Source organism: Photobacterium sp. WH77 (genome assembly GCF_022014395.1).
Classification (GTDB): Bacteria; Pseudomonadota; Gammaproteobacteria; order Enterobacterales; family Vibrionaceae; genus Photobacterium; species Photobacterium arenosum.
The window spans coordinates 1-25,820 of the sequence record NZ_JAKLTE010000001.1 but is presented as its reverse complement, the minus strand read 5'-3'; the positions used below and the strand labels follow the sequence as shown (position 1 = coordinate 25,820).

At 51.1% G+C, this 25,820-nt stretch carries 25 protein-coding genes and 1 pseudogene; 16 read left to right on the top strand and 10 right to left on the bottom strand.

Features of this window, described 5'->3' with window-relative positions:
• Window positions 1-152: 152 nt before the first annotated feature.
• Both rpmA and rplU read right to left on the bottom strand, forming a co-directional pair.
• Window positions 153-413, bottom strand: coding sequence for a 50S ribosomal protein L27 (gene rpmA, locus L6J37_RS00130; RefSeq protein WP_027251812.1), 261 nt, complete (start codon window positions 411-413; stop codon window positions 153-155).
• A gap of 18 nt (window positions 414-431) precedes the next feature.
• Window positions 432-743, bottom strand: coding sequence for a 50S ribosomal protein L21 (rplU, locus tag L6J37_RS00125; protein ID WP_027251813.1), 312 nt, complete (start codon window positions 741-743; stop codon window positions 432-434).
• 277 nt (window positions 744-1,020) lie between these two features.
• On the opposite strand from rplU, the gene ispB reads away from it, so the two are divergent.
• Window positions 1,021-1,992, top strand: coding sequence for an octaprenyl diphosphate synthase (gene ispB, locus L6J37_RS00120; RefSeq protein ID WP_237793731.1), 972 nt, complete (start codon window positions 1,021-1,023; stop codon window positions 1,990-1,992).
• A 211-nt stretch (window positions 1,993-2,203) separates the two neighbouring features.
• The gene (locus L6J37_RS00115; RefSeq protein ID WP_218383580.1) at window positions 2,204-2,395 is read left to right on the top strand and encodes a hypothetical protein; all 192 of its coding nucleotides are present in this window, start codon (window positions 2,204-2,206) and stop codon (window positions 2,393-2,395) included.
• A gap of 102 nt (window positions 2,396-2,497) precedes the next feature.
• On the opposite strand, the gene mdh is transcribed toward L6J37_RS00115, so the two are convergent.
• Window positions 2,498-3,436 carry a malate dehydrogenase gene (gene mdh, locus L6J37_RS00110; RefSeq protein WP_192015407.1) on the bottom strand — a complete coding sequence of 313 codons (939 nt, stop codon included), beginning with the start codon at window positions 3,434-3,436 and terminating at the stop codon, window positions 2,498-2,500.
• A gap of 370 nt (window positions 3,437-3,806) precedes the next feature.
• Here mdh and argR point away from each other — a divergent pair, with 370 nt between their 5' ends.
• From argR to L6J37_RS00090, 4 genes are all read left to right on the top strand, one after another.
• A complete protein-coding gene (gene argR / locus L6J37_RS00105; RefSeq protein ID WP_027251817.1) occupies window positions 3,807-4,277 on the top strand; it encodes a transcriptional regulator ArgR in 471 nt (156 codons plus the stop codon).
• A gap of 282 nt (window positions 4,278-4,559) precedes the next feature.
• The gene (locus L6J37_RS00100; RefSeq protein WP_192015406.1) at window positions 4,560-5,528 is read left to right on the top strand and encodes a TAXI family TRAP transporter solute-binding subunit; all 969 of its coding nucleotides are present in this window, start codon (window positions 4,560-4,562) and stop codon (window positions 5,526-5,528) included.
• 160 nt (window positions 5,529-5,688) lie between these two features.
• Window positions 5,689-8,292, top strand: a complete 2,604-nt coding sequence (locus L6J37_RS00095) for a TRAP transporter permease (RefSeq protein WP_237793729.1) — start codon at window positions 5,689-5,691, stop codon at window positions 8,290-8,292.
• A 71-nt stretch (window positions 8,293-8,363) separates the two neighbouring features.
• Window positions 8,364-8,804 carry a universal stress protein gene (locus L6J37_RS00090; RefSeq protein WP_237793728.1) on the top strand — a complete coding sequence of 147 codons (441 nt, stop codon included), beginning with the start codon at window positions 8,364-8,366 and terminating at the stop codon, window positions 8,802-8,804.
• Window position 8,805: 1 nt separating this feature from the next.
• Here L6J37_RS00090 and L6J37_RS00085 read toward each other — a convergent pair whose 3' ends face one another.
• Complete coding sequence (locus L6J37_RS00085) at window positions 8,806-9,426, bottom strand: flavin prenyltransferase UbiX (protein ID WP_192015403.1); 621 nt, start codon at window positions 9,424-9,426, stop codon at window positions 8,806-8,808.
• A complete protein-coding gene (mpl, locus tag L6J37_RS00080; protein WP_218383584.1) occupies window positions 9,416-10,786 on the bottom strand; it encodes a UDP-N-acetylmuramate:L-alanyl-gamma-D-glutamyl-meso-diaminopimelate ligase in 1,371 nt (456 codons plus the stop codon). The genes L6J37_RS00085 and mpl overlap by 11 nt, the downstream gene beginning before the upstream one ends.
• A 193-nt stretch (window positions 10,787-10,979) precedes the next feature.
• Between mpl and fbp the strand changes: the two genes are divergently transcribed.
• Entirely contained in the window at window positions 10,980-11,996 is a 1,017-nt protein-coding gene (gene fbp, locus L6J37_RS00075; protein WP_192015401.1) for a class 1 fructose-bisphosphatase, read from the top strand.
• Window positions 11,997-12,143: 147 nt separating this feature from the next.
• Window positions 12,144-12,674 (top strand): inorganic diphosphatase, encoded by a 531-nt coding sequence (gene ppa / locus L6J37_RS00070; RefSeq protein ID WP_027251823.1) that lies wholly within the window; start codon window positions 12,144-12,146, stop codon window positions 12,672-12,674.
• Window positions 12,675-12,737: 63 nt separating this feature from the next.
• On the opposite strand, the gene L6J37_RS00065 is transcribed toward ppa, so the two are convergent.
• Genes L6J37_RS00065 through tamA form a run of 3 tightly spaced genes read right to left on the bottom strand, consistent with a single transcriptional unit; the run spans window position 12,738 to window position 18,552 of the window.
• Window positions 12,738-13,097, bottom strand: coding sequence for a gamma-glutamylcyclotransferase family protein (locus tag L6J37_RS00065; RefSeq protein WP_237793727.1), 360 nt, complete (start codon window positions 13,095-13,097; stop codon window positions 12,738-12,740).
• A 17-nt stretch (window positions 13,098-13,114) separates the two neighbouring features.
• The gene (tamB, locus tag L6J37_RS00060; protein ID WP_237793726.1) at window positions 13,115-16,888 is read right to left on the bottom strand and encodes an autotransporter assembly complex protein TamB; all 3,774 of its coding nucleotides are present in this window, start codon (window positions 16,886-16,888) and stop codon (window positions 13,115-13,117) included.
• Entirely contained in the window at window positions 16,885-18,552 is a 1,668-nt protein-coding gene (gene tamA, locus L6J37_RS00055) for an autotransporter assembly complex protein TamA (RefSeq protein WP_225445128.1), read from the bottom strand. The genes tamB and tamA overlap by 4 nt, the downstream gene beginning before the upstream one ends.
• A gap of 261 nt (window positions 18,553-18,813) precedes the next feature.
• Between tamA and msrA the strand changes: the two genes are divergently transcribed.
• A complete protein-coding gene (msrA, locus tag L6J37_RS00050) occupies window positions 18,814-19,446 on the top strand; it encodes a peptide-methionine (S)-S-oxide reductase MsrA (protein WP_218383589.1) in 633 nt (210 codons plus the stop codon).
• Window positions 19,447-19,478: 32 nt separating this feature from the next.
• On the opposite strand, the gene L6J37_RS00045 is transcribed toward msrA, so the two are convergent.
• Window positions 19,479-19,694: a DUF1107 domain-containing protein gene (locus L6J37_RS00045; protein ID WP_192015396.1), complete on the bottom strand. Its 216-nt coding sequence runs from the start codon at window positions 19,692-19,694 to the stop codon at window positions 19,479-19,481.
• Window positions 19,695-20,006: 312 nt separating this feature from the next.
• Between L6J37_RS00045 and L6J37_RS00040 the strand changes: the two genes are divergently transcribed.
• The 7 genes from L6J37_RS00040 (at window position 20,007) to L6J37_RS00010 (ending at window position 25,222) form a co-directional block, all read left to right on the top strand.
• A complete protein-coding gene (locus tag L6J37_RS00040) occupies window positions 20,007-20,564 on the top strand; it encodes a YtfJ family protein (RefSeq protein ID WP_192015395.1) in 558 nt (185 codons plus the stop codon).
• Window positions 20,565-20,633: 69 nt separating this feature from the next.
• Complete coding sequence (locus L6J37_RS00035; RefSeq protein ID WP_192015394.1) at window positions 20,634-20,930, top strand: hypothetical protein; 297 nt, start codon at window positions 20,634-20,636, stop codon at window positions 20,928-20,930.
• A gap of 46 nt (window positions 20,931-20,976) precedes the next feature.
• Window positions 20,977-21,579, top strand: coding sequence for a zinc uptake protein ZrgA (zrgA, locus tag L6J37_RS00030; RefSeq protein ID WP_237793725.1), 603 nt, complete (start codon window positions 20,977-20,979; stop codon window positions 21,577-21,579).
• 50 nt (window positions 21,580-21,629) lie between these two features.
• Window positions 21,630-22,322, top strand: a complete 693-nt coding sequence (locus tag L6J37_RS00025; protein WP_237793724.1) for an ABC transporter ATP-binding protein — start codon at window positions 21,630-21,632, stop codon at window positions 22,320-22,322.
• Between the two features lie 5 nt (window positions 22,323-22,327).
• Window positions 22,328-23,578: an ABC transporter permease gene (locus tag L6J37_RS00020; protein WP_442956995.1), complete on the top strand. Its 1,251-nt coding sequence runs from the start codon at window positions 22,328-22,330 to the stop codon at window positions 23,576-23,578.
• Window positions 23,579-23,587: 9 nt separating this feature from the next.
• Window positions 23,588-24,076: a DUF3299 domain-containing protein gene (locus tag L6J37_RS00015; protein ID WP_192015390.1), complete on the top strand. Its 489-nt coding sequence runs from the start codon at window positions 23,588-23,590 to the stop codon at window positions 24,074-24,076.
• 258 nt (window positions 24,077-24,334) lie between these two features.
• Window positions 24,335-25,222 (top strand): TIGR03899 family protein, encoded by an 888-nt coding sequence (locus L6J37_RS00010; protein ID WP_192015389.1) that lies wholly within the window; start codon window positions 24,335-24,337, stop codon window positions 25,220-25,222.
• 132 nt (window positions 25,223-25,354) lie between these two features.
• On the opposite strand, the pseudogene L6J37_RS00005 reads toward L6J37_RS00010, so the two are convergent.
• Window positions 25,355-25,693 (bottom strand): annotated as a pseudogene (locus tag L6J37_RS00005) (transposase); the annotation flags it as partial.
• Window positions 25,694-25,820: the final 127 nt, after the last annotated feature.

The following is a 25,820-nucleotide window of genomic DNA, read 5'->3' as shown; positions in this document are numbered from 1 at the left end:
GGATAGTCACCACCTGACTGTCTTTATTGTAATACCAATCGGAATAATTCTCAGGGCTTTACACCCGCAGGCACTCAAACTGATATTGTCCTGTGCCATAACAAAAAGCCCCGCCAATAGGCAGGGCTTTCACGTTCTTAACGAAACTGAATTTATTCAGCAGATTCGATAGAAACGAATTTACGGTTTTTAGGACCTTTCACTTCGAATTTCACTTTGCCATCAGTCAGAGCGAACAGAGTGTGGTCTTTACCCAAACCTACGTTGTTACCAGCGTGGAACTTAGTGCCACGTTGACGAACGATGATGTTACCTGCCAGTACAGATTCGCCACCGAAACGCTTAACACCTAGGCGTTTACTTTCTGAGTCACGGCCGTTACGAGTAGAACCGCCAGCTTTTTTGTGTGCCATCTCTAAACTCTCCTATTATTAAGCGCTGATGCCAGTAATTTTGACTTCAGTGAACCACTGACGGTGGCCCATTTGCTTACGAGAATGCTTACGACGACGGAACTTAACGATTTTTACTTTATCGCCGCGACCGTGCGTAACAACTTCAGCAGTCACTTTACCACCCGCAACGAATGGTGCACCAACTGTTACTTCTTCACCGTTAGCAACCAGCAGAACTTTGTCAAATTCAACGTTCGCACCAGTTTCAACGTCCAGTTTTTCCAAGCGTAAGGTTTGGCCTTCGCTTACTCGGTGTTGCTTACCACCACTTTGGAAAACAGCGTACATGTCTTACTCCGCTTATCCGCATAGGCCATTTGCCACGGCAAAATTGGGCAATGGGTATGCGCTTAATCTTGTCATCAATAGGGCGCGAATATTACTGGAAAACGCCGAACATGGCAAGCCGTTGGCTAAAGAAAATTGGTGAAAAGCTGCTCAACAGAAAAAGTCGCCTAAATAGCTGCAATGTAGGTTAGGAAGCCGGGAAGATTTTAGTGTAGTATGCGTGCATAATTCTTATTTTGATTGCGCCGATACGGCTAACAATTTTGCTGGATGTATCATGGATTTCAAAGCTATCCAAGCACTCACCGCTGACGACATGGCGGCGGTTGACGCAAAGATTCAGGCCCAACTCACTTCAGACGTCGCCCTGATCAACCAACTGGGATTTTACATTGTCAGCAGCGGTGGCAAGCGTTTGCGCCCCATTCTGGCAATTCTGGCCGCCCGGGCTCTTGGTTACCAGGGTGAAAAACACATCACCGCTGCGGCATTTATCGAATTTATTCACACCGCCACTTTGCTCCATGACGATGTGGTGGACGAATCCGATATGCGGCGCGGGAAAGCAACAGCCAATGCCGCATTCGGCAATGCGGCCAGCGTACTGGTCGGTGATTATATCTACACCCGCTCCTTCCAGATGATGACCAGCCTGAGATCCCTGAAGATCCTGGACATCATGAGCGAAGCAACCAATGTGATCGCCGAAGGTGAAGTCCAGCAGTTAATGAACTGCAATGATCCTGACACTACCGAAGCCAGCTATATGCAGGTGATCTACTCCAAAACGGCGCGACTGTTTGAAGCGGCAACCCAGGTGGCAGCCATTCTTTCAGATGCGTCAGAACCGGTAGAGCAAGCGCTGCAAGACTATGGCCGTTATCTTGGGACCGCCTTCCAGCTGATTGACGATGTGCTTGATTACAACGCCGATGGCGAGGAGATGGGCAAAAACGTGGGAGATGATCTGGCGGAAGGCAAACCCACCCTGCCGCTGCTTCACGCCATGCACCACGGTAACCCAGAGCAAACCGCCATGATTCGCGCCGCGATAGAGCAAGGCAACGGGCTGGATAAACTGCAACCGATTCTGGCCTGTATGGAAGAGCACGGCTCTCTGGCTTACACTCAGCAACGCGCTGAAGAAGAAGCAGATAAAGCCATTGCCGCCCTGTCGGTACTGGCCGAAAGCGAGTATAAAGATGCCCTGATCGCTGTCGCCCGGCTGTCGGTCAATCGCACCAAATAAACCCGCCCCTTCAGCGAAAACGGCCTGACTCCTGTCCAGGCCGTTTTTTGTTGCACTCTCTTGCTACACAGCCCCGGCAGCCAAGCTGTTCGACACGATTTTCACTCACGGAATGGCTCTGCACTGAGCTCAAATTCTCTTTACGCTATAGTTATACAAGGTAAAGGGATACCTGTGCCCTGACCGTTTCTTCCCAAGACGGAGGTGACGCATGCAAGCCAATCAACTGAAAAAAGGAATGTGGGTAGAATACCCGCAGGGGATCGCTGAAGTGATCGAGATAGATCCGGATCATGACACTGCATTGATCGAGAATCTGAAGGATCATAAAAGGATCCATATCCCGTGCAGTGAACTGACCGACGAGCCTCAGCTGCACAGCGGCTGCGGCGACTATTACTGAGCAATCTCCCTTATATGCCAATGCCAAAAACAACAAAGCGGCCGGAGGGCCGCTTTGTTCATTGTCGTCAGGCCATGACGGCCTGGTGTCGGTACGCCGGCTTTATTTTGCCGCGAACTCTTCACCCAAAGCGATATCGCCTTTCAGGGTATCCAGCATGCTGTCCAAGGCATTCTGCTCGAACGCGCTCAGGCTGCCGTAATCCAGCACTTCTTCCACGCCGTCTTTACCCAGACGAACTGGCTGAGCAAAGAAGCGAGCGTGCTTGCCGTTGCCTTCCACGTAAGCGCATTCAACCACATTTTGCTCACCCTGCATGGCACGCACCAGTGCCAGACCAAAACGGCAAGCCGCCTGACCCATAGACAGAGTGGCAGAACCGCCGCCCGCTTTGGCTTCAACCACTTCCGTACCCGCGTTCTGGATGCGAGGAGTCAGTGCTTTCACTTCTTCTTCAGTGAACTCAACACCTTCAACCTGAGACAGCAGAGGCAGGATAGTCACGCCTGAGTGGCCGCCGATGACAGGCACATTCACGTCACGCGGGTTCAGGCCTTTCAGCTCACCAACAAAGGTTTCTGAACGGATGATATCCAGCGTAGTCACACCGAACAGCTTGCGCTTGTCATAGACGCCGGCTTTTTTCAGAACGTCTGCTGCGATAGCCACAGTCGTGTTAACCGGGTTAGTGATGATACCGATACAGGCATTTGGACAGACAACCGCAATTTTTTCAGCCAGTGATTTCACAATACCAGCATTGACGTTGAACAGATCCGCACGGTCCATCCCTGGTTTACGGGCAACGCCAGCAGAAATCAGCACCACATCCGCACCTTCAAGTGCAGGGGTTGGATCTTCACCAGCATAACCTTTGATAGAAACAGGAGTTGGGATGTGGCTCAGGTCAGCAGCAACACCAGGGGTAACAGGGGCAATATCATAAAGTGCCAGGTCAGAGCCGGCAGGCAGTTCATTCTTCAGTAGCAGAGCCAAAGCCTGGCCGATACCACCAGCCGCACCAATAACAGCAACTTTCATTTTCGTTCTCCTTTACGATAGAAGTCAGGGTTCATCAGACAGACCCCTTCAGATAGAATTCAGGCCGTATACCCAATGTTTCAAACCCTTACTAATGTCTCTCAGTTTCTCGGGCACCAAGACGGTATAGCAAGCCTAAAAGAAAAACAATCATGCCCCCTCAGCTTTGCGAAGTTGCGCAGGGGCCAGGATTGTTTTTTCTTCCACCGAAAAAGACAAAAACTGTCTCAATAGTGGATTTATTTAATAGTTATGCAGTCGGCTAAGCTATTAACAGTAACCTAGTTCCAAGTTCGAATGAACATTGTTTGCTACCTACTAACAGGTTGTGACAAAATATGGACCCTCTCCCTGTACATGAAATTTACTTATGCGTAGTTCTGATAAACAAGAACGCTTGATAAAAGCATTCAAATCCATACTCAAGGAAGAAAAATTCAGCTCTCAAGGTGAGATAGTCGATGCCTTGAAAGCGCAGGGCTTCGATAACATTAACCAGTCGAAAGTGTCACGGATGCTGACCAAATTCGGCGCGGTACGTACCCGCAACGCTAAAATGGAAATGGTGTATTGCCTGCCCGTAGAGCTGGGCGTACCGACCATCAGCAGTCCGTTGAAAGAACTGGTCATGGAAGTGGGTTATAACCATGCCATGGTCGTGATTCACACTGGTCCGGGCGCGGCGCAAGTGATCGCCCGTTTGCTTGACTCACTGGGCCGCGCCGAAGGTATCTTGGGTGTTGTAGCGGGGGATGACACGATTTTCATCACACCAACCCTGACCACAACCGCTGAAGAGCTCTTCGACTCTGTCTGCTCGCTGTTTGATTACAGTAAGTAAGTCAATCTTCAGGCAACGCCCTCTCCGTTTACCCTGAGAGGGCGGGCTTCTTCCCCCTTCCCCGCCCCGTCTTTTCCCGCTTGGTTACCCTGCTTTACAGTGGATAGTTATGCTCTGAAATATGGTCAGTTGTCGCAATCTCATTACTTTTTCACAAAAAGGTTTTTACATTATTTCAATAATACGCCGATCGTTTGCTATTATCTCTTTGATTTGTTTAAAGCATTGCGGGCCGTGTACCTGCAGCACTGATAAGAAATAACACAACAGGAAGGGATCACAATGGCGTTTACAAAACTGTTAAAAGTCAGCGCATTATCTGCCACCGTTCTTGCCTCAGGATTGGCGCAAGCGGAAGAGTTCATCACTATTGGTACAGGTTCTGTCACCGGTGTGTATTATCCTACCGGCGGTGCTATCTGTAAGCTGGTGAACAACGATCGTAAAACCAATGGCATTCGCTGCTCTGTCGAATCAACCGGCGGGTCTGTATACAACGTGAACACTATGCGAGCCGGTGAACTGGATTTCGGCGTGGTGCAGTCTGACTGGCAATATCACGGCTATAACGGTACCAGTGAGTTTAAAGAGTTAGGTCCGTATAAAGAAATGCGTGCTGTTTTCTCACTGCACACAGAACCGTTCAACATTATTGCCCGTACAGATTCAGGCATTAATAACCTGGATGATCTGAAAGGCAAACGCGTCAATATTGGTAACCCGGGCTCTGGTGACCGTGCCACCATGGAAGTAGTGATGACTACCATGGGCTGGAGTAAAGATGACTTCAAACTGGCGGCCGAGCTGAAGGGCTCTGAGCGCTCTCAGGCCTTGTGTGATAACAAGATCGACGCCTTTGTTTACGTAGTTGGCCATCCGAACGGTTCAATCAAAGAAGCAACCACTTCTTGTGATGCCAAACTGATTCCGGCTACAGGTGCTGCTATCGACAAACTGGTGGCCGACAATCCTTACTATGCAAAATCGACCGTACCGGGCGGCATGTACCGTGGTACCGACAGCGACGTCAACAGCTTTGGTGTTGCCGCGACGTTAGTTTCTTCAACCAAAGTATCGGATGATGCGGTGTATGCGCTGGTCAAAGCCGTGTTTGAGAACTTCCATGTTTTCACTCGCCTGCACCCAAGCTTCGCCAACCTGAAGAAAGAAGACATGATCAAAGCCGGTATTTCCATCCCATTACATCCGGGCGCAGAGAAATACTACAAAGAAGTGGGTTTGATCAAATAAGCCAACAGCTGTTCATCCTGCAAAGTGCACCGTCTTGACGGTGCACTTTTTGTCTGTCAGAGCACAAAAATGTCCCCTGTCAGATCAATTAGCCAGACTACAATAAAAACTGAAACCTCAAACAGTTAATAACGGATCGCTCCTGAAATAAGGAAGTAGCATGACAAAAACCAACCATGACGATGTCCAGAACATGGTGGCACAGGCGGATACCGGCGCACGCAGCCCCAAAGGGGTGCAGGGACAAGTTCTGTGGGTTGCCGCACTTTGCTGGTCATTGTTCCAGCTTTGGTATGCCTCTCCGCTCCCTTTTATATTTAATGTCGGCATCTTCAACGATACCGAAGCACGTTCTATCCATTTGGCATTTGCCACTTTTTTGGCCTTTACTGCCTTCCCTGCTCTGAAGGGTTCACCCAGGGATCACATTCCACTGCAAGATTGGATCCTGGCGCTGCTGGCGAGTTTTTCTGCCGCCTATATCTACCTGTTTTACGAAGTCTTATCCGGGCGTTCCGGCGCGCCAACCACGCTGGATGTCGTCATATCTGTGCTAGGGATGCTGTTGCTTCTTGAGGCAACGCGACGGGCACTGGGCCCTCCACTGATGGTGGTCGCCTCTGTTTTCCTGCTGTATACCTTCGCCGGCCCTTACATGCCGGATGTCATTGCGCACAAAGGTGCCAGCCTTAATAAAGCCATGTCGCACTTGTGGCTGACCACTGAAGGCGTCTTCGGGGTTGCACTGGGTGTCTCTACCGCCTTTGTTTTCCTGTTTGTGCTGTTCGGCTCGATGCTCGAACGGGCGGGCGCTGGCGCCTATTTCATCAAAGTTGCCTTTTCGTTACTTGGTCATATGCGCGGCGGTCCGGCAAAAGCGGCCGTGGTCGCATCCGGCTTGTCTGGCCTGGTATCCGGCTCGTCCATTGCTAACGTGGTCACCACGGGCACCTTTACTATTCCGCTGATGAAACGGGTGGGCTTCCCTGGCTACAAAGCCGGGGCTGTTGAGGTTGCGGCCTCAACCAACGGCCAGCTCACGCCGCCCATCATGGGTGCAGCGGCATTTTTGATGGTGGAGTATGTCGGCGTCTCTTATGTCGAAGTAATTAAGGCTGCTATTCTGCCGGCCCTGATCTCTTATATTGCCCTGCTTTACATCGTCCATTTGGAAGCATGTAAAGCCGGTATGACAGGTCTGCCCCGTCATTATCAGCCCACGCTGGCGCAAAAACTGACCTCTTTTGTTGGTACCATAGTCGGCCTGATGGTGCTCAGTGCCATAGTGTATTACGGCATCGGCTGGACCAAAGACGTGTTTGGCGCTGCTGCCACACCTATCATAGCGGTTGTGATCCTGATTGCTTATGTCGCTCTGGTTCGTCTGGCGGCCAACTATCAGGATCATCTGCTGGAAGATCCTGATCAGGCACTAACCGAAGTACCGGATCCCGGTCCGACAGTGAAATCCGGTTTGTACTTCCTGTTGCCCATCGTTGTGCTGGTCTGGTGTCTGACCGTTGAGCGTTTCTCGCCAGGCTTATCAGCTTTCTGGGCAACGGTGTTTATGATTTTCATCCTGCTGACCCAGCGTCCGCTCATGGCTATCTTTACCAAAGAGCAGACGCTGACAGAAGCAGGTCAACAAGGCTGGCACGATCTGCTGGAAAGTCTGGTCACCGGCGGGCGTAATATGATAGGTATCGGTGTCGCCACTGCCGCCGCCGGTATTATCGTGGGCGTGGTGACACTGACGGGCGTAGGCCTGGTGATGACCGACTTCGTCGAATTCATCTCAGGCGGCAACATCATGCTGATGCTGCTGTTTACCGCCGTGATCAGCCTGATCCTCGGTATGGGGCTGCCAACCACGGCGAACTACATAGTGGTGTCGACCCTGATGGCGCCGGTTATTGTCACCCTGGGGGCTGAAAACGGCCTGATCATTCCGCTTCTGGCCGTACATCTGTTCGTGTTCTATTTCGGTATTCTGGCTGATGATACCCCGCCGGTCGGTCTGGCTGCATTTGCGGCCGCCGCGATTGCGAAAAGCGATCCTATCCGTACCGGTATTCAGGGTTTCACCTATGATATCCGCACCGCCATCCTGCCCTTCATGTTCATTTTCAATACCCAGCTCTTGCTGATGGACATTGATACCTGGTGGCACCTGTTCCTGACCGTAGCGTCCGCTGTCATTGCCATGCTCACCTTCTCTTCGGCGACCCAGGGATGGTGGTTCACCAAAGTCAAATGGTGGGAGTCCATCCTGCTGCTGTTGATCACTTTCTCGCTGTTCCGCCCCGGTTTCTGGTGGGACATGGTCTATCCGCCCAAACACGAAATGCCGGGAAGCCTGATTGTCGATGCCGCCGATAAACTGGCCATTGGTGAGCCGCTGGAAGTCCAGGCGACAGGGATGGATTTGATGGGCGATCAAGTGACCAAGCATGTACTGCTGCCGTTTGATAAGCAGGCTGTCGATCCGAATGAGAAAATTGCCTCGACCGGCCTGATGCTCAAGCAGGAAGGCGAGAAAATGATGGTTGAATTGGTTGAGTTTGGCAGCCCGGCCGAGCAGGCGGGTATTGATTTTGGCTGGGAGATTGTCACTGTCAGCCTGCCGGCGGCCAGACCAATGAAAGAGTGGGTCTTCGTACCAACGCTGGCTCTGCTGGCTTTACTGGGCTGGAATCAGCAGCGAAAAGCCAAACGTGACGCTGCCGTCAAAGGTGAAACACACAAAAATGCGGAACAAGGCTAAACTCTAGTCAGCACAGAAATTCAGCCACAGGTGCCAACACCGGCCTGTGGCTGCCTGACAGAGAGGATGCCATGTACACCCACATTCTGGTGCCTGTCGATCTCAACGAGGAAGGCTTTGGTGACAAAGCAGTTGAGCTTGCCGTCTGGCATGCCCGCCAGTCAGACGCTGTTATTCACTTACTCAACGTTCTGCCGGGCATTCATCTCGCAATGGTGTCTAACTATTTCCCCAAAGATGCCGCGCGCAAAATGCTGCAGGACACCCAGCAGAACCTGAAACACTTCGCCGAACAACATATTCCCGCCGATGTCCATCATATTGAAACCGTGTCGGAAGGAAAAATCTGGTCCACCATAGTTGATCATGCCCGCCAGGCAAAAGCGGATCTGATCATTATGCCCAGCCACCAGCGCTCCACGATAGATAAACTGGTACTGGGTTCAGTGGCGGCCAAAGTGGTGGAAAATGCGCCCGGCAATATCCTGATCATCAAACCAGAAGGGTTATGATTCAGGACGGGCGATGATCATAGCCCCAGCGCGGAACCAGTCCTTGCCCGACGCCAAGATGATCCAATATGCGCGCCACCATGAAATCGACCAGATCGTCGATAGACTTCGGCTGATGATAAAAGCCGGGGGCAGCAGGCATGATGGTTGCTCCCAGGTTGGAGAGCTTAAGCATATTTTCCAGATGCAGGGAAGAAAACGGGGTTTCCCTGACCACCATCAGCAGCTGACCGCGCTCTTTCAGCACCACATCCGCGGCGCGTTCCAGCAGATTATCCGACAGGCCGTGAGCTACCGAGGCCAGAGTACCCGCAGAACACGGGCAGACCACCATTTTTTTCGGCGCGGCAGAGCCGGACGCCACCGGAGAAAACCAGTCTTCTTTTCCGCAGACCGTCAGTTTATCGCCCTGGTAATTCAGGTGCTCTGTCAGTACCGCCTGTGCCGCTTCGGGGCCTGCAGGCAGTTTCAGGCCATGCTCGGTAGCCAGAACCACTCTGGCCGCTGAGGATATCAGCAGGTAAACCTGGTAATCGGCCGCGAGCAGGCACTCCAGCAAACGCAGCCCGTAAGGTGCACCGGATGCCCCTGTCCAGGCCAGTGTAATGCGCTTATCCTGCATATTGGTCTCCCCGTGCCAGCGCGGCAAGCAGCTTGTTATGAATACCGCCGAAGCCACCATTGCTCATCACCAGGATAGTATCGCCGGGACGGGCGGCAGCCACTATGTGTCCGACTAAAGCATCAATGTCGGCGTCGCACACCGACGGCTGCGGGCAAAGATCAGCGATGTCCTGTACCGACCAGGGAATCGTGTCCGGCTGAAACAGGAAAACTGCATCCGCTGCTGACAGTGCCGGGGCCAAATCGGTTTTATGCACACCCAGTTTCATGGTGTTTGAGCGCGGCTCCAATACCGCCAGAATGCGCGAATCCCCCACCTTGGCACGTAATCCGCCCAGAGTCAGTTCCACGGCTGTCGGGTGATGGGCGAAATCGTCATACACTTTAATGCCATTCTGCTCACCTTTCAGCTCCAGCCGGCGCTTGGTATTGACAAAACGCGCCAGCGCCTCGCAAGCCAGCTCAGGGATCACGCCGACATGCCGCGCAGCGGCGATCGCCATCAGGGCGTTGCTGACGTTGTGATCCCCTATCAGATCCCAGCGCACAGTGCCCACGGTTTTACCGGCAAAAATCACATCAAATTCACTGCCGTCCGGCTTGTGCTTTTTCGCTTGCCAGTCACCGTTTTCACCGCTGTATTCCAGCTCGCTCCAGCAGCCCATCGCCAGCGTTTCATCAATGGCAGGCACGCCGTGTGGAGCCAGAATCTTACCTTCCCCCGGCACAGTACGGACTAAATGATGAAACTGGCGCTGAATGGCGGCCAGATCCGAAAAAATATCTGCGTGATCGAACTCCAGATTGTTCATTAACAAGGTACGTGGTCGATAATGAACAAACTTAGAACGCTTATCGAAAAAAGCACTGTCGTATTCGTCCGCCTCAACAACAAAGAAACAACTCTCGCCTAAACGTGCGGAAACACCGAAGTTTCCCAGCACACCACCCACCAGAAAACCGGGCTGGTAACCACAGTCTTCCAGGATCCAGGTCAGCATGCTGGCTGTCGTGGTCTTACCATGGGTACCCGCCACCGCCAATACCCAGCGGTCATGTAACAAAAATTCCTGTAACCATTGCGGGCCTGAGGTATAACGCAGATTTTTATTCAGCACATACTCAACGCATGGGTTGCCCCGGCTCATGGCATTGCCAATCACCACCAAATCCGGTGCTGGCTCTAGCTGCGAAGGATCATATCCCTGAATAATTTCAATGCCTTGTGACTCCAGCATTGTGCTCATCGGCGGATATACATTGGCATCACTGCCGGTCACTCTATGGCCAAGCTGCTGTGCCAGCATGGCGGCTCCGCCCATAAAAGTGCCGCAGATTCCGAGAATATGGATATGCATAACTGTCAGCTCACAAAATAAATATTGGTCACGACCACGCTTCAGTGTTACTTCGTTACCATAAAAAAGATCTTTAGATACAATTGCATCAAACAATAACTGGCCAATGGCCAAGGGTACAGTTCAATTGCCCGAAAAGAGGCATTGTACCGAATATTTATCCCCCCATGACAACACGATGCAAGGATTGTATATGTCCGATATTAGAACCCTTGGCGAGTTCATTGTCGAGAATCAGCATGACTTCCCCCATGCCAGCGGTGAACTGTCTTCTCTATTGGGTTCCATTAAACTGGCGGCCAAAATCGTAAACCGTGAAATCAACAAAGCAGGCTTGGTTGATATCATTGGTGACGTTGGCAGCGAGAATGTCCAAGGTGAAGCCCAAAAGAAACTTGATGTGTATGCCAACGAGAAATTCAAAGCTGCACTGGAAGCCCGCGGTCAGGTCTGCGGTGTGGCCAGTGAAGAAGAAGATGAACTCGTAGTATTCAATAAAGAACTGAACCGCGAAGCAAAGTACGTGGTATTGATGGACCCACTGGATGGTTCTTCGAATATTGACGTAAACGTTTCCGTCGGGACGATTTTCTCCATTTACCGCCGCGTTACTCCGGTTGGCGGCCCGGCTGAGATTGAAGACTTCCTGCAGCCTGGTGACAAACAAGTGGCGGCGGGTTACATCATTTATGGTTCATCCACCATGCTGGTGTACACCACAGGCAATGGCGTTCATGGTTTCACCTATGATCCGTCACTGGGGGTATTTTGCCTGTCGCACGAAAATATGACGATCCCGGATGATGGCCAAATCTACTCCATCAATGAAGGTAACTATTTCCGCTTCCCGCAAGGCGTGAAAAAATACATCAAGTTTTGCCAGGAAAACGAGCCGGAAGATAACCGCCCTTACACCTCGCGCTATATTGGTTCACTGGTCGCCGACTTCCACCGCAACTTGCTGAAAGGCGGCATTTATTTGTATCCAAGCACAGCGACCCACCCTAACGGTAAGCTGCGCCTGTTATACGAGTGCAACCCGATGGCATTTTTGATCGAGCAGGCGGGCGGTATTGCCTCTGACGGTAAAAATCGCATCATGGAAATCAAACCGACTGAACTGCACCAGCGCGTGCCTTTCTTTGTCGGCTCAACCAAGATGGTTCGCAAAGTGGAAAGCTTCCTGGAAGCCTTCCCGGACGCCGAGTAATCCCGTTGCTATGCCCGGTCTCAGCACCGGGCATTTTTCCTGTCTGACCCCGCATCTCTCCCTCTTGGTGTTAGAAGCTGTTTTTTTCACAGCGACTGGTTATAATTCCCGGCGACAAAATCATCTGAAACTATTAAGGAATTCATCATGAGCCTGAACAACGTCCCTGCAGGTAAAGAACTGCCAGAAGACATCTACGTTGTCATCGAAATCCCGGCAAACGCTGATCCAATCAAATACGAAGTCGATAAAGACTCTGGCGCGGTATTCGTAGACCGTTTCATGTCTGCGCCTATGTTCTACCCATGCAACTATGGTTATGTTAACCACACCCTGTCTCTGGACGGTGACCCGGTTGACGTTCTGGTTCCGACGCCGTATCCACTGCACCCTGGTGCCGTGATCCGCTGTCGTCCGGTTGGCGTTCTGAAGATGACTGATGAGTCAGGTGAAGATGCGAAAGTGGTTGCTGTACCGCACAGCAAGCTGACCAAAGAATACGATCACATTAAAGATGTGAACGATCTGCCAGAGCTGCTGAAAGCGCAAATCACTCATTTCTTCGAACGCTACAAAGAGCTGGAATCTGGCAAGTGGGTGAAGGTAGACGGCTGGGCTGACGTTGAAGCCGCTAAAGCTGAAATCCTGGAATCTTACAAGCGCGCTCAGGAAAAATAATCCGGCGTGATTGTTATCCAGTAAAAAACGCTCCCGAGGGAGCGTTTTTTGTGGGCGAAGCCATCACAGTGAAGACCCACTCGACCAGTCTCCCCGCGGGATCAACAAAGCATGGTCAAGCGGCTGCAGGTAGAGGTAGATCCAGGCCAGTCCGAACGGTGTCTCCACTTGCTCGCGGCAGTATTCTTCTCCCAGCCCTTCCAGAATATCGAGTTCGCGGAAAGTGTCGGCATCCACGTCATACACTTCGCCAAACAGCATGCCCTCAGCCCCTGGCTGTTGTATCGCGGCAGGGTAAGGGCCGAGATCATACATGGCATAACCTGCAAGCTGGCACTCTCCCAGATAATGGGCCCGACACAGCAACCCATGATTAGACTGGCCGCGACGCAAACTGCCGTAAACAAAAACCCGTGTGTGCACAGCTAGCAACATCCTTATTAGTTAAACTCAAACTGATACAGTAAATCGACGGCACTGTCGAGCCCCGATACCGCTTCGATATACAAATCCTGCAACAGCTTGTACCTGACGGTAAACTCACCGATAGGGCTAAAGATACCCACGCCGTATTTAACCTGTAGTCCAGGATAGACATAACCGCTAATAGTGACCTGAGAGTCATCGCCGGCACCCGCCGTATCCAGCGCCAAATCCTGAATACCGAATGCCTCGCCGACATTGCCGACCAGCTGGCTGCTGCGTGACAGCCCCATGCTGATCAGCGCCGTGGTCATCGCACCGCCCCCTTCCGGCGATTCGCTGTCGAGATCCCGACCGCGTAATACGTATGACAGCGCATTCTGTTGCGGCATAGCCGGATCAGAGAAAATATCCACCTTGGGCTCATCGGCCGGGCCGGTAACCCGGATACCGGCTGTCACATCGTCTTCAATGTTGTTCGGATTCCGAATTGCTTCCACCGACAGGTAAGGCTGATCCGCTGGCCCATTGAAGGTTATCTGGCCTTTACGAATCACCAGCTCCTGACCAAAGGCCCGGTACGTCCCGTCGTCGACTCTAATTTCACCATAGACTAACGGGGCTTTGTCCTGCTGGTTGACTTTCAGATTCCCTGACAGCCCGGCATCCAAACCGAAGGCCGATAAACGCACATCCGGGCCAATCTTCACCATCACATTGGTTTTGATGGCAAAAGGCACCTTGTTGCCAGTATCCACCGGCTTGAGATCATCGGTCAGCAGGATTTCATCATCGGAAACCTGTACCGCAGATTCCGGCAGACGGTCTACTGTGATCCTGCCCCATGGAATTGAGACTGTGCCGCTGATTTCAGCCACCTGGGGTGCTGCACTGATCTTCAGATTAGGCGACACCTTCATGGCAATCATAGGCGGTACGTTCACTTCAAGCTCACGCCCGTTCACCTTCAGATTGGTACTCCAGTTAGCCATATCGGCCCAGTTCGCATCACCTTGCAGCACCAAGCGCCCATCCGGGGTATCCAGCTTACCGCGCAGTATGGCGCTATAGCCACTGAACGTGGCGACGATCTCGCCTCGTTCAAGATCCAGCGGGACTTTTCTGCCAATCGCTTTCAGCTCGGTAACTTTGAATACGCCGTTAACCTGGGGCTGCATAATCGGCCCGGTTAAATGCAAATCTGTGTCCACCCGACCTTTAAAAATGTCGTAATCAGCGACCAGTGGTTGCAGAAAATCCAGCCGGAACGTATCCAGTTTTACTTTGGCATCTATCTGCTGTTCACCTGATAACTGGGTAATGCGGGCATTGCCTGACAAATCTCCGTTATCTTTAACGGCCACCAGCCAGTCTGCCGTGAGCACGTCATTGCGCATATCCGCATTGAGGGTGATTTTATCCCAGCCAAGCGCCAGCGGTGGCTGATCTGCCGCCGCCTGTTGTCTGAATCCGCCAGCAGGCAGGGTTACCTGAGCCTGCAAAACAGGCGCTTGTTGCGGTGACCAGCCGGCGTTAACTGTCGCATTGGCTTCACCGTCCAGTTTTACCTCAGGTGGCAGGAATGGCTGCAGGATGGAAAAACCGAGTTTATTGATGGCCAGGCTCGCCTGGCCACTCGCGCCAGCATCCAACGGCTGAGTCAGACACACAGAGGCGTCTTGTTGCTGCCAGCAATGCGGTGCGACAGAGACACTCTGCTTTCTCAAGTTGTATGCCAGCGCCGTGGGTTGATTCAAGCGCCACGGGCCAACAGGGGTTTCGAGGTTGCCGCGTTGCAGCATCCCCTGCCAACCTTGCTGTCTGTCCAGGCTGCCTTGCAGCGCCAGAGCGGTACTGACAGGTTCACCACTCAGGTCCACCCGCAGTGTGTGCTGGGCTTCGGTTCCCTGAAAAGTGATATCCAAGGCTTCCAGCTTGGCCGCATCCTGGTAACTGCCTTCTCTGGCACTCAGCGTAATATCTGCCGTCAGGGCAGGAAGTGGCGTCACCCGGCCGGTCAGGTTCAGGCTTTTTAGCTGTGCCAGATCTTGCCAGCCCAGTGCCTGTCCCACTAAGTTCAGATCGATTGTTGGCTCGGCCAGCGTGCCGCTTAATCGCACATCGCCATTGACCCTGCCACGTAAACCGGGCACAGACTGCGCAAGGTCGGGGGCATTGACCAATGCAGACAGATCCCAGGTTTGCTTCAGGCTCCCTGTCGCATTCAGCCCATTCGGCCCGTGCTTCAGCACCAGACCTTGCGTCACCAGCTCCAGATCCCCTTTGCCGCTCACATCCTGGGCATCAAGCTGGCCTGCCAGAGTGAAAGGCTGACCTATTACTTCACCATCCACATTCAGTTCGGGCAATTTGACAAACCAGCCACCTGCCGCCGTTAATCCGCCTGAGGTACTGAGCTTACCACTCAGCTTACCTTCCACTTCGGGCCATTCCAGTCCAGGTTGAATATCGCTAAAGGAAAGGTTGCCCTGCCAGCTCACGGTTTTGGCCCAGCTCGCCTGAGCGTTGCCCGTAACCTGACCACCCAGGCTATTGACGGTCAGACTTTCCAGTACAACATCAGCCAGAGAGCCTGTTCCCTTCAGGCTGACATCGACGGCCGGCATAGGCTCGCCGTCCGCCTTGGTTGCGGCGTCAAACCTAAAGCTGTCTAAGTCCCCATTTGCATTGATGGCCGTCTCTTTGACAACGAAATCAGGCTTGTCATCAAGCGGCCACTGTAAGTGACTACTTACCACCTTGAAGTCAAAAGGAAGGTCGGCATCCAGCGGAGACAGTTTTCCCGTCACCTTGGCATCCAGTTTTCCACTGAGTGCAATATCCAGCACCAAATGCTGCAATGACCCTGACGCCGACAGATTGATATGGTGTCCCTGCACCGGCTCCAGCGCAATGTCAGATTTGGCTTTCAATGTCAGCGGGTACTCACCACTTAATTCAGCTTTCCCTTCGGCATCAAGTGTGGCTTGCGGTACATCAACAAACAAGCGGGTCAGTGTTACCGTGCTTTTTTCTGCTTCTGCGATCAACTCCAGTTCATTCACTTTCTGCGGCGTTGCACTTTCCAGCAAAAAGTCTTTCACGGTAAAGCGCTCCACTGTAACTTTCAGCGGCAACACCACCTCAGGCAGCACTATGCGCTCACGCTTTTCCTGGGTATAGGCTTCTGCGACATCTTCTGCCTGTTCTTCAGTCTGCTCCTGAATCTCTTTCTCAGCCGGTGGTGCCAGGTTCAGCACTATGCCTTCCCAGTCTGTGGGTTTCAGGGTCAAGTGGCCGCCCTGCATCTGGGCAGCTGAGCTGAAACGCTGCCAGCGCACTTTATTACCCAGAATATTCAGATCGATGTCATTCAGCGTCAAACGATCCAACCGAACAGGGACAGGCAACGCGATTTCTGTCAGTGGCTCACCCGGTTCTTCTTCCTCCGGCGAGCCTGGCGGTAAATCGGGCATAGAGAATGTCAAGCCACTCAGGCTCAGCTCTCGCACGCAAAGTGCCGGAATCGGCAGACAATCATCATTGATAGCCAGGGTGAGGCTGTCGCTATTGAGCGCCAGCAAATCATCCTTGTAGCGAACACCACTGAGTGTAAATCCTTTCAGCAGGGCGCCGGTGCTGTCTTGCACTGTGAGTGCAGGTACGGCCTTCTGGGCTCCCCATAAAGCAATTCTGACGCCAACATGAGTATATAACAGGGCCCAAAGCGCCAGTGTTAACAGTAATACGAACGTCAGCAGGCCAATGGTCAATCTTTTCAGCCAGATCATAATTCAGGCCCCAGCACGAAGTGTATTTGGAAACGATCGTCAGGTTTATCCAGCCCCCAGGCGAAGTCGAGCCGTATCGGGCCAACCGGCGACGCCCAGCGTATGCCCACACCGGCTCCTGCCTGCCAGTCCGGGTTATCTGTCCAGGACGAGCCGTAATCGTAGAACAGAGCTCCCCACCAGTTGCCAGTCAGCCGGTACTGATATTCCAGCGTAGACGCCAGCATAAACTCACCACCAATTTGCTGACCTTCGCTGTCACGGGGAGAAATGGACTCGTAGCTGTAGCCACGCAAGCTGTTATCCCCACCAATGAAAAAACGCATGGACGGCGGAATGTCTTCTATCCTTTCCGCCCAGATAGCCCCGGCGTCCAGACGGGCCAGCCCCCGGTGATCGTCAGCAAAGGTGCGAATCCAGGCACTGCGTCCGCGCAGCTTTGCCAGGCGGGTATCAGAACCCAGGGCGGGGTCGGAATATTCCAGTTTCAGCAGTTGCTTGTCTCCCCAGGTCGGCCAGCTGCCACCGCGCAACCGAGTGCGGTCAATGCTGACGCCGGGAATAACCATAAAGGCGGAGCCTGTCTCAAAAGCGCCCTGATTGTAGTCCTCGTATAGCAAACGCACAGAGGCCACCCCGTTCCAGACCTGATCAAAGTTCCAGTGACGTTCAACGCCAAGATGGTACTCGGTACTGATAGTGTCGTGGTTGTCCACATAGCGAATCGCCCCGATTAACTGGTAGTAATCATCCAGCACATTTTCGAGCGGAATTTTATAGGTCGCTTCAACTTTCGGCTGCACTTTAGAGATCTCGGTGCGGACATCCAGACTATGACCTTCACTGTTTATCCAGGGTTTACGCCAGTTGAATTTCAAACGCGCACCGACATCGGTCGAATAGCCGATACCAGTTTCGATTTTATTTCTCACTTCCGGCCTGAGGTTAACCTGAATAGGCACCACATCCCCTTCCAGATCGCTCACATCCCCGCCGACGAAAATGGAAGAGAACCAGCCCACGGTCGACAGGCGCTGATTAAACTCCCCCACTTGTGAGACCAGATAATAGTCACCTTCATCAAACGGCGCTAACGAACGAACTTTCGCTTCATTGATCTGGCTGCCGGTGATGAAGATATCGCCGTACTTATAACGTTTGCCGGAATCAAATTCGATATGAATAAAAGCCTGATTACGGCCGGGTGCCACTTCCAGCCGGCTGATTTTCAGCTCGGCATCAAAATAGCCTTTGCGCAGCGCCAGGCTTTCCAGGCTGGATTTGAATGAATCGTACTTACCGTGGTTAAGGGTTCTGCCCAGTTCTAAATCGCTGTCGCGTTTGAGAACAAAGAAATCCAGATCATCCGCGGCTTCGCCCTTGATCTGAATATCACTTCTGGCAATTTTGGTACTCGGACCGGCATCAACCGTGACAGTCAGGGTGCTGTCCTCGCCGTCTTCTTCAACACTAAAAACGATATCAGGCTGATAGCGCCCCAGTGCTTTCAGTGCGGTACGGATTTCTTTTTCAACCTGGCCTTTGAACCTTAAAGACGTGCTGTAATCTTCCTTAGCAATGGCAGCAATATAAATATCCACATTTTTCTTCAGACTGCCTTTCAGCCCGACAATAGTAAGTTCTGTCTCTGCCAAAGCTGGCATTGTTACCACTAAAGCGACGACTGCTAACAAGCAGCGCCGAAACAAGATTATCATTCTTATTTGTCTTCACTTATTAGAATGTTATTAGATTACGCGCATACTTTATTGTGACAAGAGCTGAGCGAAGTGCCAACCTTTACGCACGAAAGAAAATCACCATGTCAAAGCCGGTCTGCACATGAGCAGAGTCACTCTCCTATTGATTGTCAGTCGTGAATCCTCTACTTTCAGGCTTATTAACAGTGCAATTAGGAAAACAGTGTGATGGATAAACAGCAGATAATCTCTCCGGAAGCAGCCCTGCCAGGCCGTTCAACGCCAGTGATCCCCTCTGAAATTCACGCCATCTTTGGCACCCGAATAGATGCTGCTGTACCTGATGGTATGGAAGAAATCGTGCTGGGGATGGGATGTTTCTGGGGCGCGGAACGCCTGTTCTGGAAACAGCCTGGTGTCATCAACACAGCAGTAGGCTACAGTGGCGGCTTTACCCCCAATCCGACCTACCAGGAAGTCTGTACCGGACAAACGGGACATACTGAAGTGGTCCGCGTAATTTTCGACCCGACACAAACCACACTGGACAAGCTGCTTGCTCAGTTTTGGGAAAGCCATGACCCAACACAGGGCATGCGTCAGGGTAACGACATTGGTACCCAGTATCGCTCTGTTATTTACACCACCAGCCAGGAGCAACAGGCTCAGGCAGAAAGCAGCAAGGAAAAATACCAGTCGGCCCTGCAGGCAGATCAGCGAGTTGCCACTATCACCACTGAAATCTTACCTGCCGCTGCATTTTACTACGCAGAAGATTACCACCAGCAGTATCTGGAGAAGAATCCGCAGGGCTACTGCGGCCTGGGCGGAACCGGTGTTTGCATGCCTCCTCAGTAAATTTCTCAGCCAGCGTCAGGTCAGCCCTGGCGCTAGCTGCTATAACTGGCGGCTGCCAGTACCTGAATTTCTTTGTTCACTTCCGACAACACGTTCAATGCTTTTTTATTGCGACTGGCAGGGGGGAGTAAACGTCCGCAGTCAAACTCGAAAGCCCCGATACCTACGATGAACAACCGGCCCCGAAAGTAGCTTTTCACATAACGTGCAATCTGGTTTGGACGATATTGTTTAAATATTTTCAGCATAATATCCCTCAATACACAGAACCTGTGACCCTTAATAGACAAAAAAGTTGCCTCGTTTGTGTCAAAAATATGCAAAACGCCTGCCAGTTGTATTTTATTGTTCTTAATGCGACGCGACTGACTCGCCCAACTTTAGGACATGACGCTTCAATCTGCCCAATTTCTTTGCCAGGGCGGTATTTCACTCCTCACATTTCTGGCAACTGACAGATGAAAACAGTGATACGCTTCAAGGATAACAAACTGGTTCTACCAGTTATTGAAAACTCAACTACTATAAGGCAGCACAACCATAAACAAGGAATAACATTCATGACCATGAAGTCACTGCTATCACTTTGCGCATTGTTACCCGCACTCACGTTACCGGCTCATGCCCATAATCTGACAGTCGGTCAGCCTTTACCCAGCACCAGCGTTGCTGATAAAGGTGAGCTGATTCTGCAAGGCAACGACATTGTCTATCAGCCTTGGCAAACCAGCCAGCTGAGCGGTAAAGTCAGGGTGATTCAAGCCATTGCCGGACGAAGCTCAGCCAAAGCGCTCAATGCCCCTTTTATTGAAACCATCAAGTCCGCCAACCTGCCCAATGATAAGTACCAGACCACTACCATCATCAATCAGGATGATGCAATTTGGGGGACCGGCAGTTTCGTTAAGTCTTCAGCAGAAGACAGTAAAAAGGAATTTGCCTGGTCATCTATTGTCCTTGATGCTAACGGTCAGGTTCGTTCCCGCTGGGAGCTGAAAGAAGAAAGCTCTGCCATTATCGTGCTGGATCCAGCGGGCAAAGTGGTGTTTGTGAAAGAAGGCGAGTTAAGCCGCAGTGACATTGATCAGGCAATGTCAAAAATTCAGTCTTTGCTGTAATCTGCCTTCCGAGCAAGGGTGTAATAATATATCATTACACCCTCTTTTACGTATGGCAGGAACAGGGAAGTGCATATCCGGGTCGATAAGGCATGGCATAAAGGCATTTTGGCATTGGTCTTCGGCTTGTTCATTCTGGCCAGCCCCATCCAGATCCTGCACGATTTCAACGCACTGAATCCAGCGGTACACTCAGAACATCCATGCCCATACTGCCACGCATTTCCTGCAGGATTACCGACGGCAACCCCTAGCTTACTGCCAGATTCTGCGATCCCCATACAGCACAGCATTATCAGCCTCTGGCATGCCGACTGGCTGAGCCCGTTTCCAACAGCCAGAGATCCCCCCGTCAACGTCCAATAATCCGGCAATTTAGCCCTCAACATTATTCTTATTATTGGAGTTTTACATGCATACTCACAAGTTACGTGCTGCTTCCTGGCTGCTGGCGTCTACAGCTGTCTGTTCTTTGCCCTCTTGGGCCAACACCCAGCATGATGCACATGTGCACGGTCAGGTTGAACTGAACATTGCTCAGGATGGGAACGATCTCTTATTGGAAATCACAGCACCGGCATCTGATGTTCTTGGTTTTGAACATGCACCCCATACAGAGGCTGAGCAACAAGCCCTGAGCACCGCGCTGCAGCAACTCAAGCAACCCGCCTCGCTGTTTGTTCTGCCGGCGGAGGCCAGATGCTCACTGCAAGACAGTCATATCACTCACACATTACCGTCACATTCTGATGATGAACATGAAGGTCATGACGAGCATGAGCATGAGCATGAGCATGAGCATGAGCATGAGCATGAGCATGAGGACCATCATGGCCACGCCGAATTCAGTGTCCAGTCAGTTTATCGTTGCGAGCAGATTCAAGAGCTAGGGCAGCTGACACTGAACTGGTTCTCACATTTTCCCGCCACTGAAAACATCCAGGTTCAAGCAATCAGCGATAAGGGCCAAAAAGCCACAACCCTGAATGCTGCTCAACCTGTATTTCGTTTTTAAGTTAGCTTACAGCAAGGGAGTCTGCAGGCTCCCTTGCATCGGAGACAATCATGACTGTCATGTCTTTGGAAAAAATACGTTTTCGCTGGCCAGATCAAGACACCGACACCCTTAACATTCCGGCATTTTCTCTGGCAAAAGGGGAGAAAGTCTTTCTTAAAGGGCCCAGTGGCAGCGGGAAATCCACTCTGCTCAGTGTCATGGCGGGGATACACAAGCCACAACAAGGTTCCATTCACTTGCTGGATCAGCCTTTCAGCAATCTGTCTTCTTCGAAAAGGGATCGTCAACGCGCTGATCATATTGGCTATATATTCCAGCAGTTTAATTTGCTTCCCTATTTATCCGTTCTGGACAATGTATTACTACCCTGTCATTTTTCAGCACGCCGCAGGCAGGCGACTCAGCACCCGACCCAGGAAGCGCGCCGTTTGCTGCAAGCGCTGCAATTACCTGCCGAGTGTCTGGACCGCCCTGTCACACAGCTCAGTATCGGGCAACAACAGCGTGTTGCCGCCGCCCGTGCTTTAATTGGCCAGCCAGCCCTGCTTATAGCGGATGAACCGACATCGGCACTGGATCATGAAAACCGTAATCACTTCATCCGATTGCTCATGGAAGAGTGCCGGCAAGCCAATACCAGTCTGCTTTTTGTCAGTCATGATCCGACACTAACGACAGATTTTGACCGTGTGCTGGATCTTACCGATATGAATATGCATAAGCCGGGGGACAGATCTTGAAAACCATGATACTCCTTGCATGGCAAAGCCTGCTTAACCGCAGGGCCACAGCGTTACTGACTATTCTCACCGTCGCCATTTCCACCACCTTGCTGCTCGGTGTAGAAAAAGTCCGTACTCAGACCAAAGCCAGTTTTGCACAAACCATTTCAGACACAGACCTGATTGTTGGCGCACGCTCAGGGCAGGTCAATCTGCTGCTCTATTCCATTTTTCGAATTGGTAATGCCACCAATAATATTGACTGGAAAACCTACCAGACACTAAGCGAACAGAAAAATGTGAAATGGACAATCCCCATTTCACTGGGGGACTCTCATCAAGGCTTTCGTGTTATCGGCACCAATCAAGATTATTTCCGCCATTATCGTTATGGCAGCAAGCAGCCACTGTCTTTTAGTCAAGGTGAAATGTTTCACGGCCTGTTTGAGACAGTGATCGGATCTGAGGTTGCGCGAAAACTGGGGTATCAACTCGGTGACAAGATAATCATTGCGCATGGGATCAGTGATAAAGCTTTTACTCGCCACGATAACCTGCCCTTCGTGGTGACCGGTATACTGGCGCCAACCGGCACCCCGGTCGATCGTAGTGTACATGTGTCGCTAGGTGCCATAGAAGCCATTCATGTGGGATGGGGGACCGGAACCCGCCTGACAAATGCCTCCCAAATCGGAGCACTGGAACAACAATATTTCGAACCGAAACAGATCACTGCTGTTCTGGTGGGACTTAACTCGAAAATTCATACTTTCGCACTGCAGCGCTTCATCAATAATTTCCCAGATGAGCCCTTAAGCGCCATTATGCCAGGAGTCGCCCTTCACGAACTGTGGGGAATGATGTCAGTTGCGGAGCAGGCACTGATGGTTGTGTCTGTTTTCGTTGTCATAGCTGGCTTACTTGGCATGTTATCCAGTTTGCTGACCAGCCTGAATGAAAGACGACGCGAAATGGCTATTTTACGTGCAACAGGAGCAAGACCGGGCTGGATAGCAGGGTTACTCTTTCTGGAAGCAAGCGTACTGACATTAACAGGGATCGTTACCGGAATGGGGTTACTGTATAGCGGCCTTTGGCTCTGCCATGACTGGTTGCTTGAAACTTTCGGCCTCTTCTTACCTTTCAGTCCACCGAGCATTTACGAGTGGATTCTGATGGGCCTTATTTTATCGGCAGGCATGCTCACTAGCCTGATTCCGGCACTTCGTGCATACCATTTTTCATTAGCCGATGGCATGACCATTCGCATTTAAGGAGATCACATGAAATACTGGTTGTTTGCTTTATGCTGCTGGTTCCCTCTGACAGTTGCAGCCCAGGAACCACTCACGCTGGATTGGTTAGATTTAATACCCGAGAAAGAAAGAAACCTGTTTAATCAGCAAGGCATGCCTGTTACGAATCATCAAGGTGATCAAACGGCTATTCAGCAACAGATAGGATCAGTTCGAACTGAACTGGACGGAAGTCTGGTGAAAATTCCCGGTTTTGTTATTCCTCTGGAAGGCGATGAAAACACCATTACCGAATTTTTACTCGTACCTTATTTTGGTGCCTGCATCCACGTACCACCTCCACCACCGAACCAAATCATCTATGTGAAGTTTCCTAAAGGCGCCCCCATTCAGCAACTCTGGGATGTTGTCTATGTTGTAGGAAAGTTAAATGTACAAACCATGGAGCACGAGCTGGCTGAAACCGGTTACCTGCTCCACGGCTCACAGATTGAAGAATACGACGATGCCGGATAAATAACCTTACTGACATTTGGCTTATCTTACACATGCGCAGCAAGGTAAGCCAAAATCACGACATACCCAAGCAGTAATAACACCTCTGTTAATCGCTTACTGAATTTTTTCGTCATCAGCCCCTCCTTGATAGCACAGCTTCATCACACCGGGCGACCCATAAATTTAACCATCTATTAACACAAAAGTCACGCCTCTTGCCAAAGATTACGATCAAATGTAAAAACTATAGGTATAACTGTTGAGAGTGAAGCTTGTATGCAAACCGAAAGTCAGGCCAGTAATGAGCCAAGCCATGTAGTACCGGTAACAGATAAGAAAAGTCATTCAAAGAATGCCATAAAAAGTAGCCGCTTTCGGGTTCAATCCATAGCTCGTCATAATGACGTGAATGCTCAGATCGACGAAGATCACGATAAAACGCTACAAGAACGCAGTGAAAATCGCCAACAAAACATACGACAGCGGCAGCAACAGAATTTAGAGCGTATCTTCAGGCTTTGTTATGACAACTGCTCAGATGAAACAGCAGGAGAGCCTGATCCTGACTGGATCCATCATTTCATTACCATCGCCCAGGATATTTACAGCCCCTCAATGCAGAAGCTATGGAGCCGTATCCTTCGTCAAGAAATTATTACCCCTGGCTCTATTTCACTAAAAGCGATGATAACCTTCCAGCAGATGACGCAGCGTGACGCTCAATTATTTCGGCGAGCCTGCTTGTTAGCCTGCCATTTCGGCCAAGATAGCAGCAAAAAGCTGCTAACAGGTCTGAAGTATCGTACAGGTTTCCTTCTTAAGCAGCCATCCATCGACAGGCTCAATCTGGGACACTACCAGTTACCGTATTCACATTTGCTGGAGCTAATGGGTTTGGGGTTGATATTAAACACTGAATTAGAGTCGGGGAAACTCCAGAATGGTACGCCCCTGCCTTTTCATTATCAGGGGAATGAGTATCAAATCCAGCCTGCCCAAAATGGCTTAAGCTTGCTATATTACCGCTTTTCTCCTGTCGGTCAGGAGATTGCTCAGCTACTTGGAAATCACCGTAATGAAGAATATAAAATTCACCTGACTGAGCTCCTCAATAAGCATTTTATCGTTACAAGTGATGCGTTTACGCACCACCCAGTAATCTAGGCCTATTTCTGATGGTACTAGCCCAGCCCCTCGCAAGTAAGTAGACAACTTCCTCTACAAGCGGTGGAGTAAATACCAAGTAGCAAAAACCAGCCATTGCTGACTGGTTTGCTCTAATACCATTCTGGAAAATTAACTGGTCAGGTCAATCCATTGCCGCGAGCACATCTTTTTGACTTGCTGAGTGCATTGCAGAAATTGGTTCCATGCCGCGCAAACCTTATCAACAATATCGTCATGATCTCTGAAACTTTGATTGGCTAAACAGCGTTGTCTTAACCAACTCCATACCTGCTCTATCGGGTTAAGCTCAGGAGAATAGGGAGGCAGTTTGATAATGCTGATATTCTCAAATGGATTCGCGATGTCATCAGTATGCCATCCCGCACCATCCATGATCACGACGGCATGTCGGTCTTTTTCTGTCACGCTTGAGATTTGCCTGAGGTGTTCGATCATGATTTCTTTATTGACCCAGGAACAACAATCGCTTCACCGATTCCTCGGCTTGGGCAAACAGAGCCAAACAAATAGGCGTAATCGAATTGCTGCTGCCGAACCGCTCTGGGACGTGTTCCACGCGGTGCCCAAAGCCGTA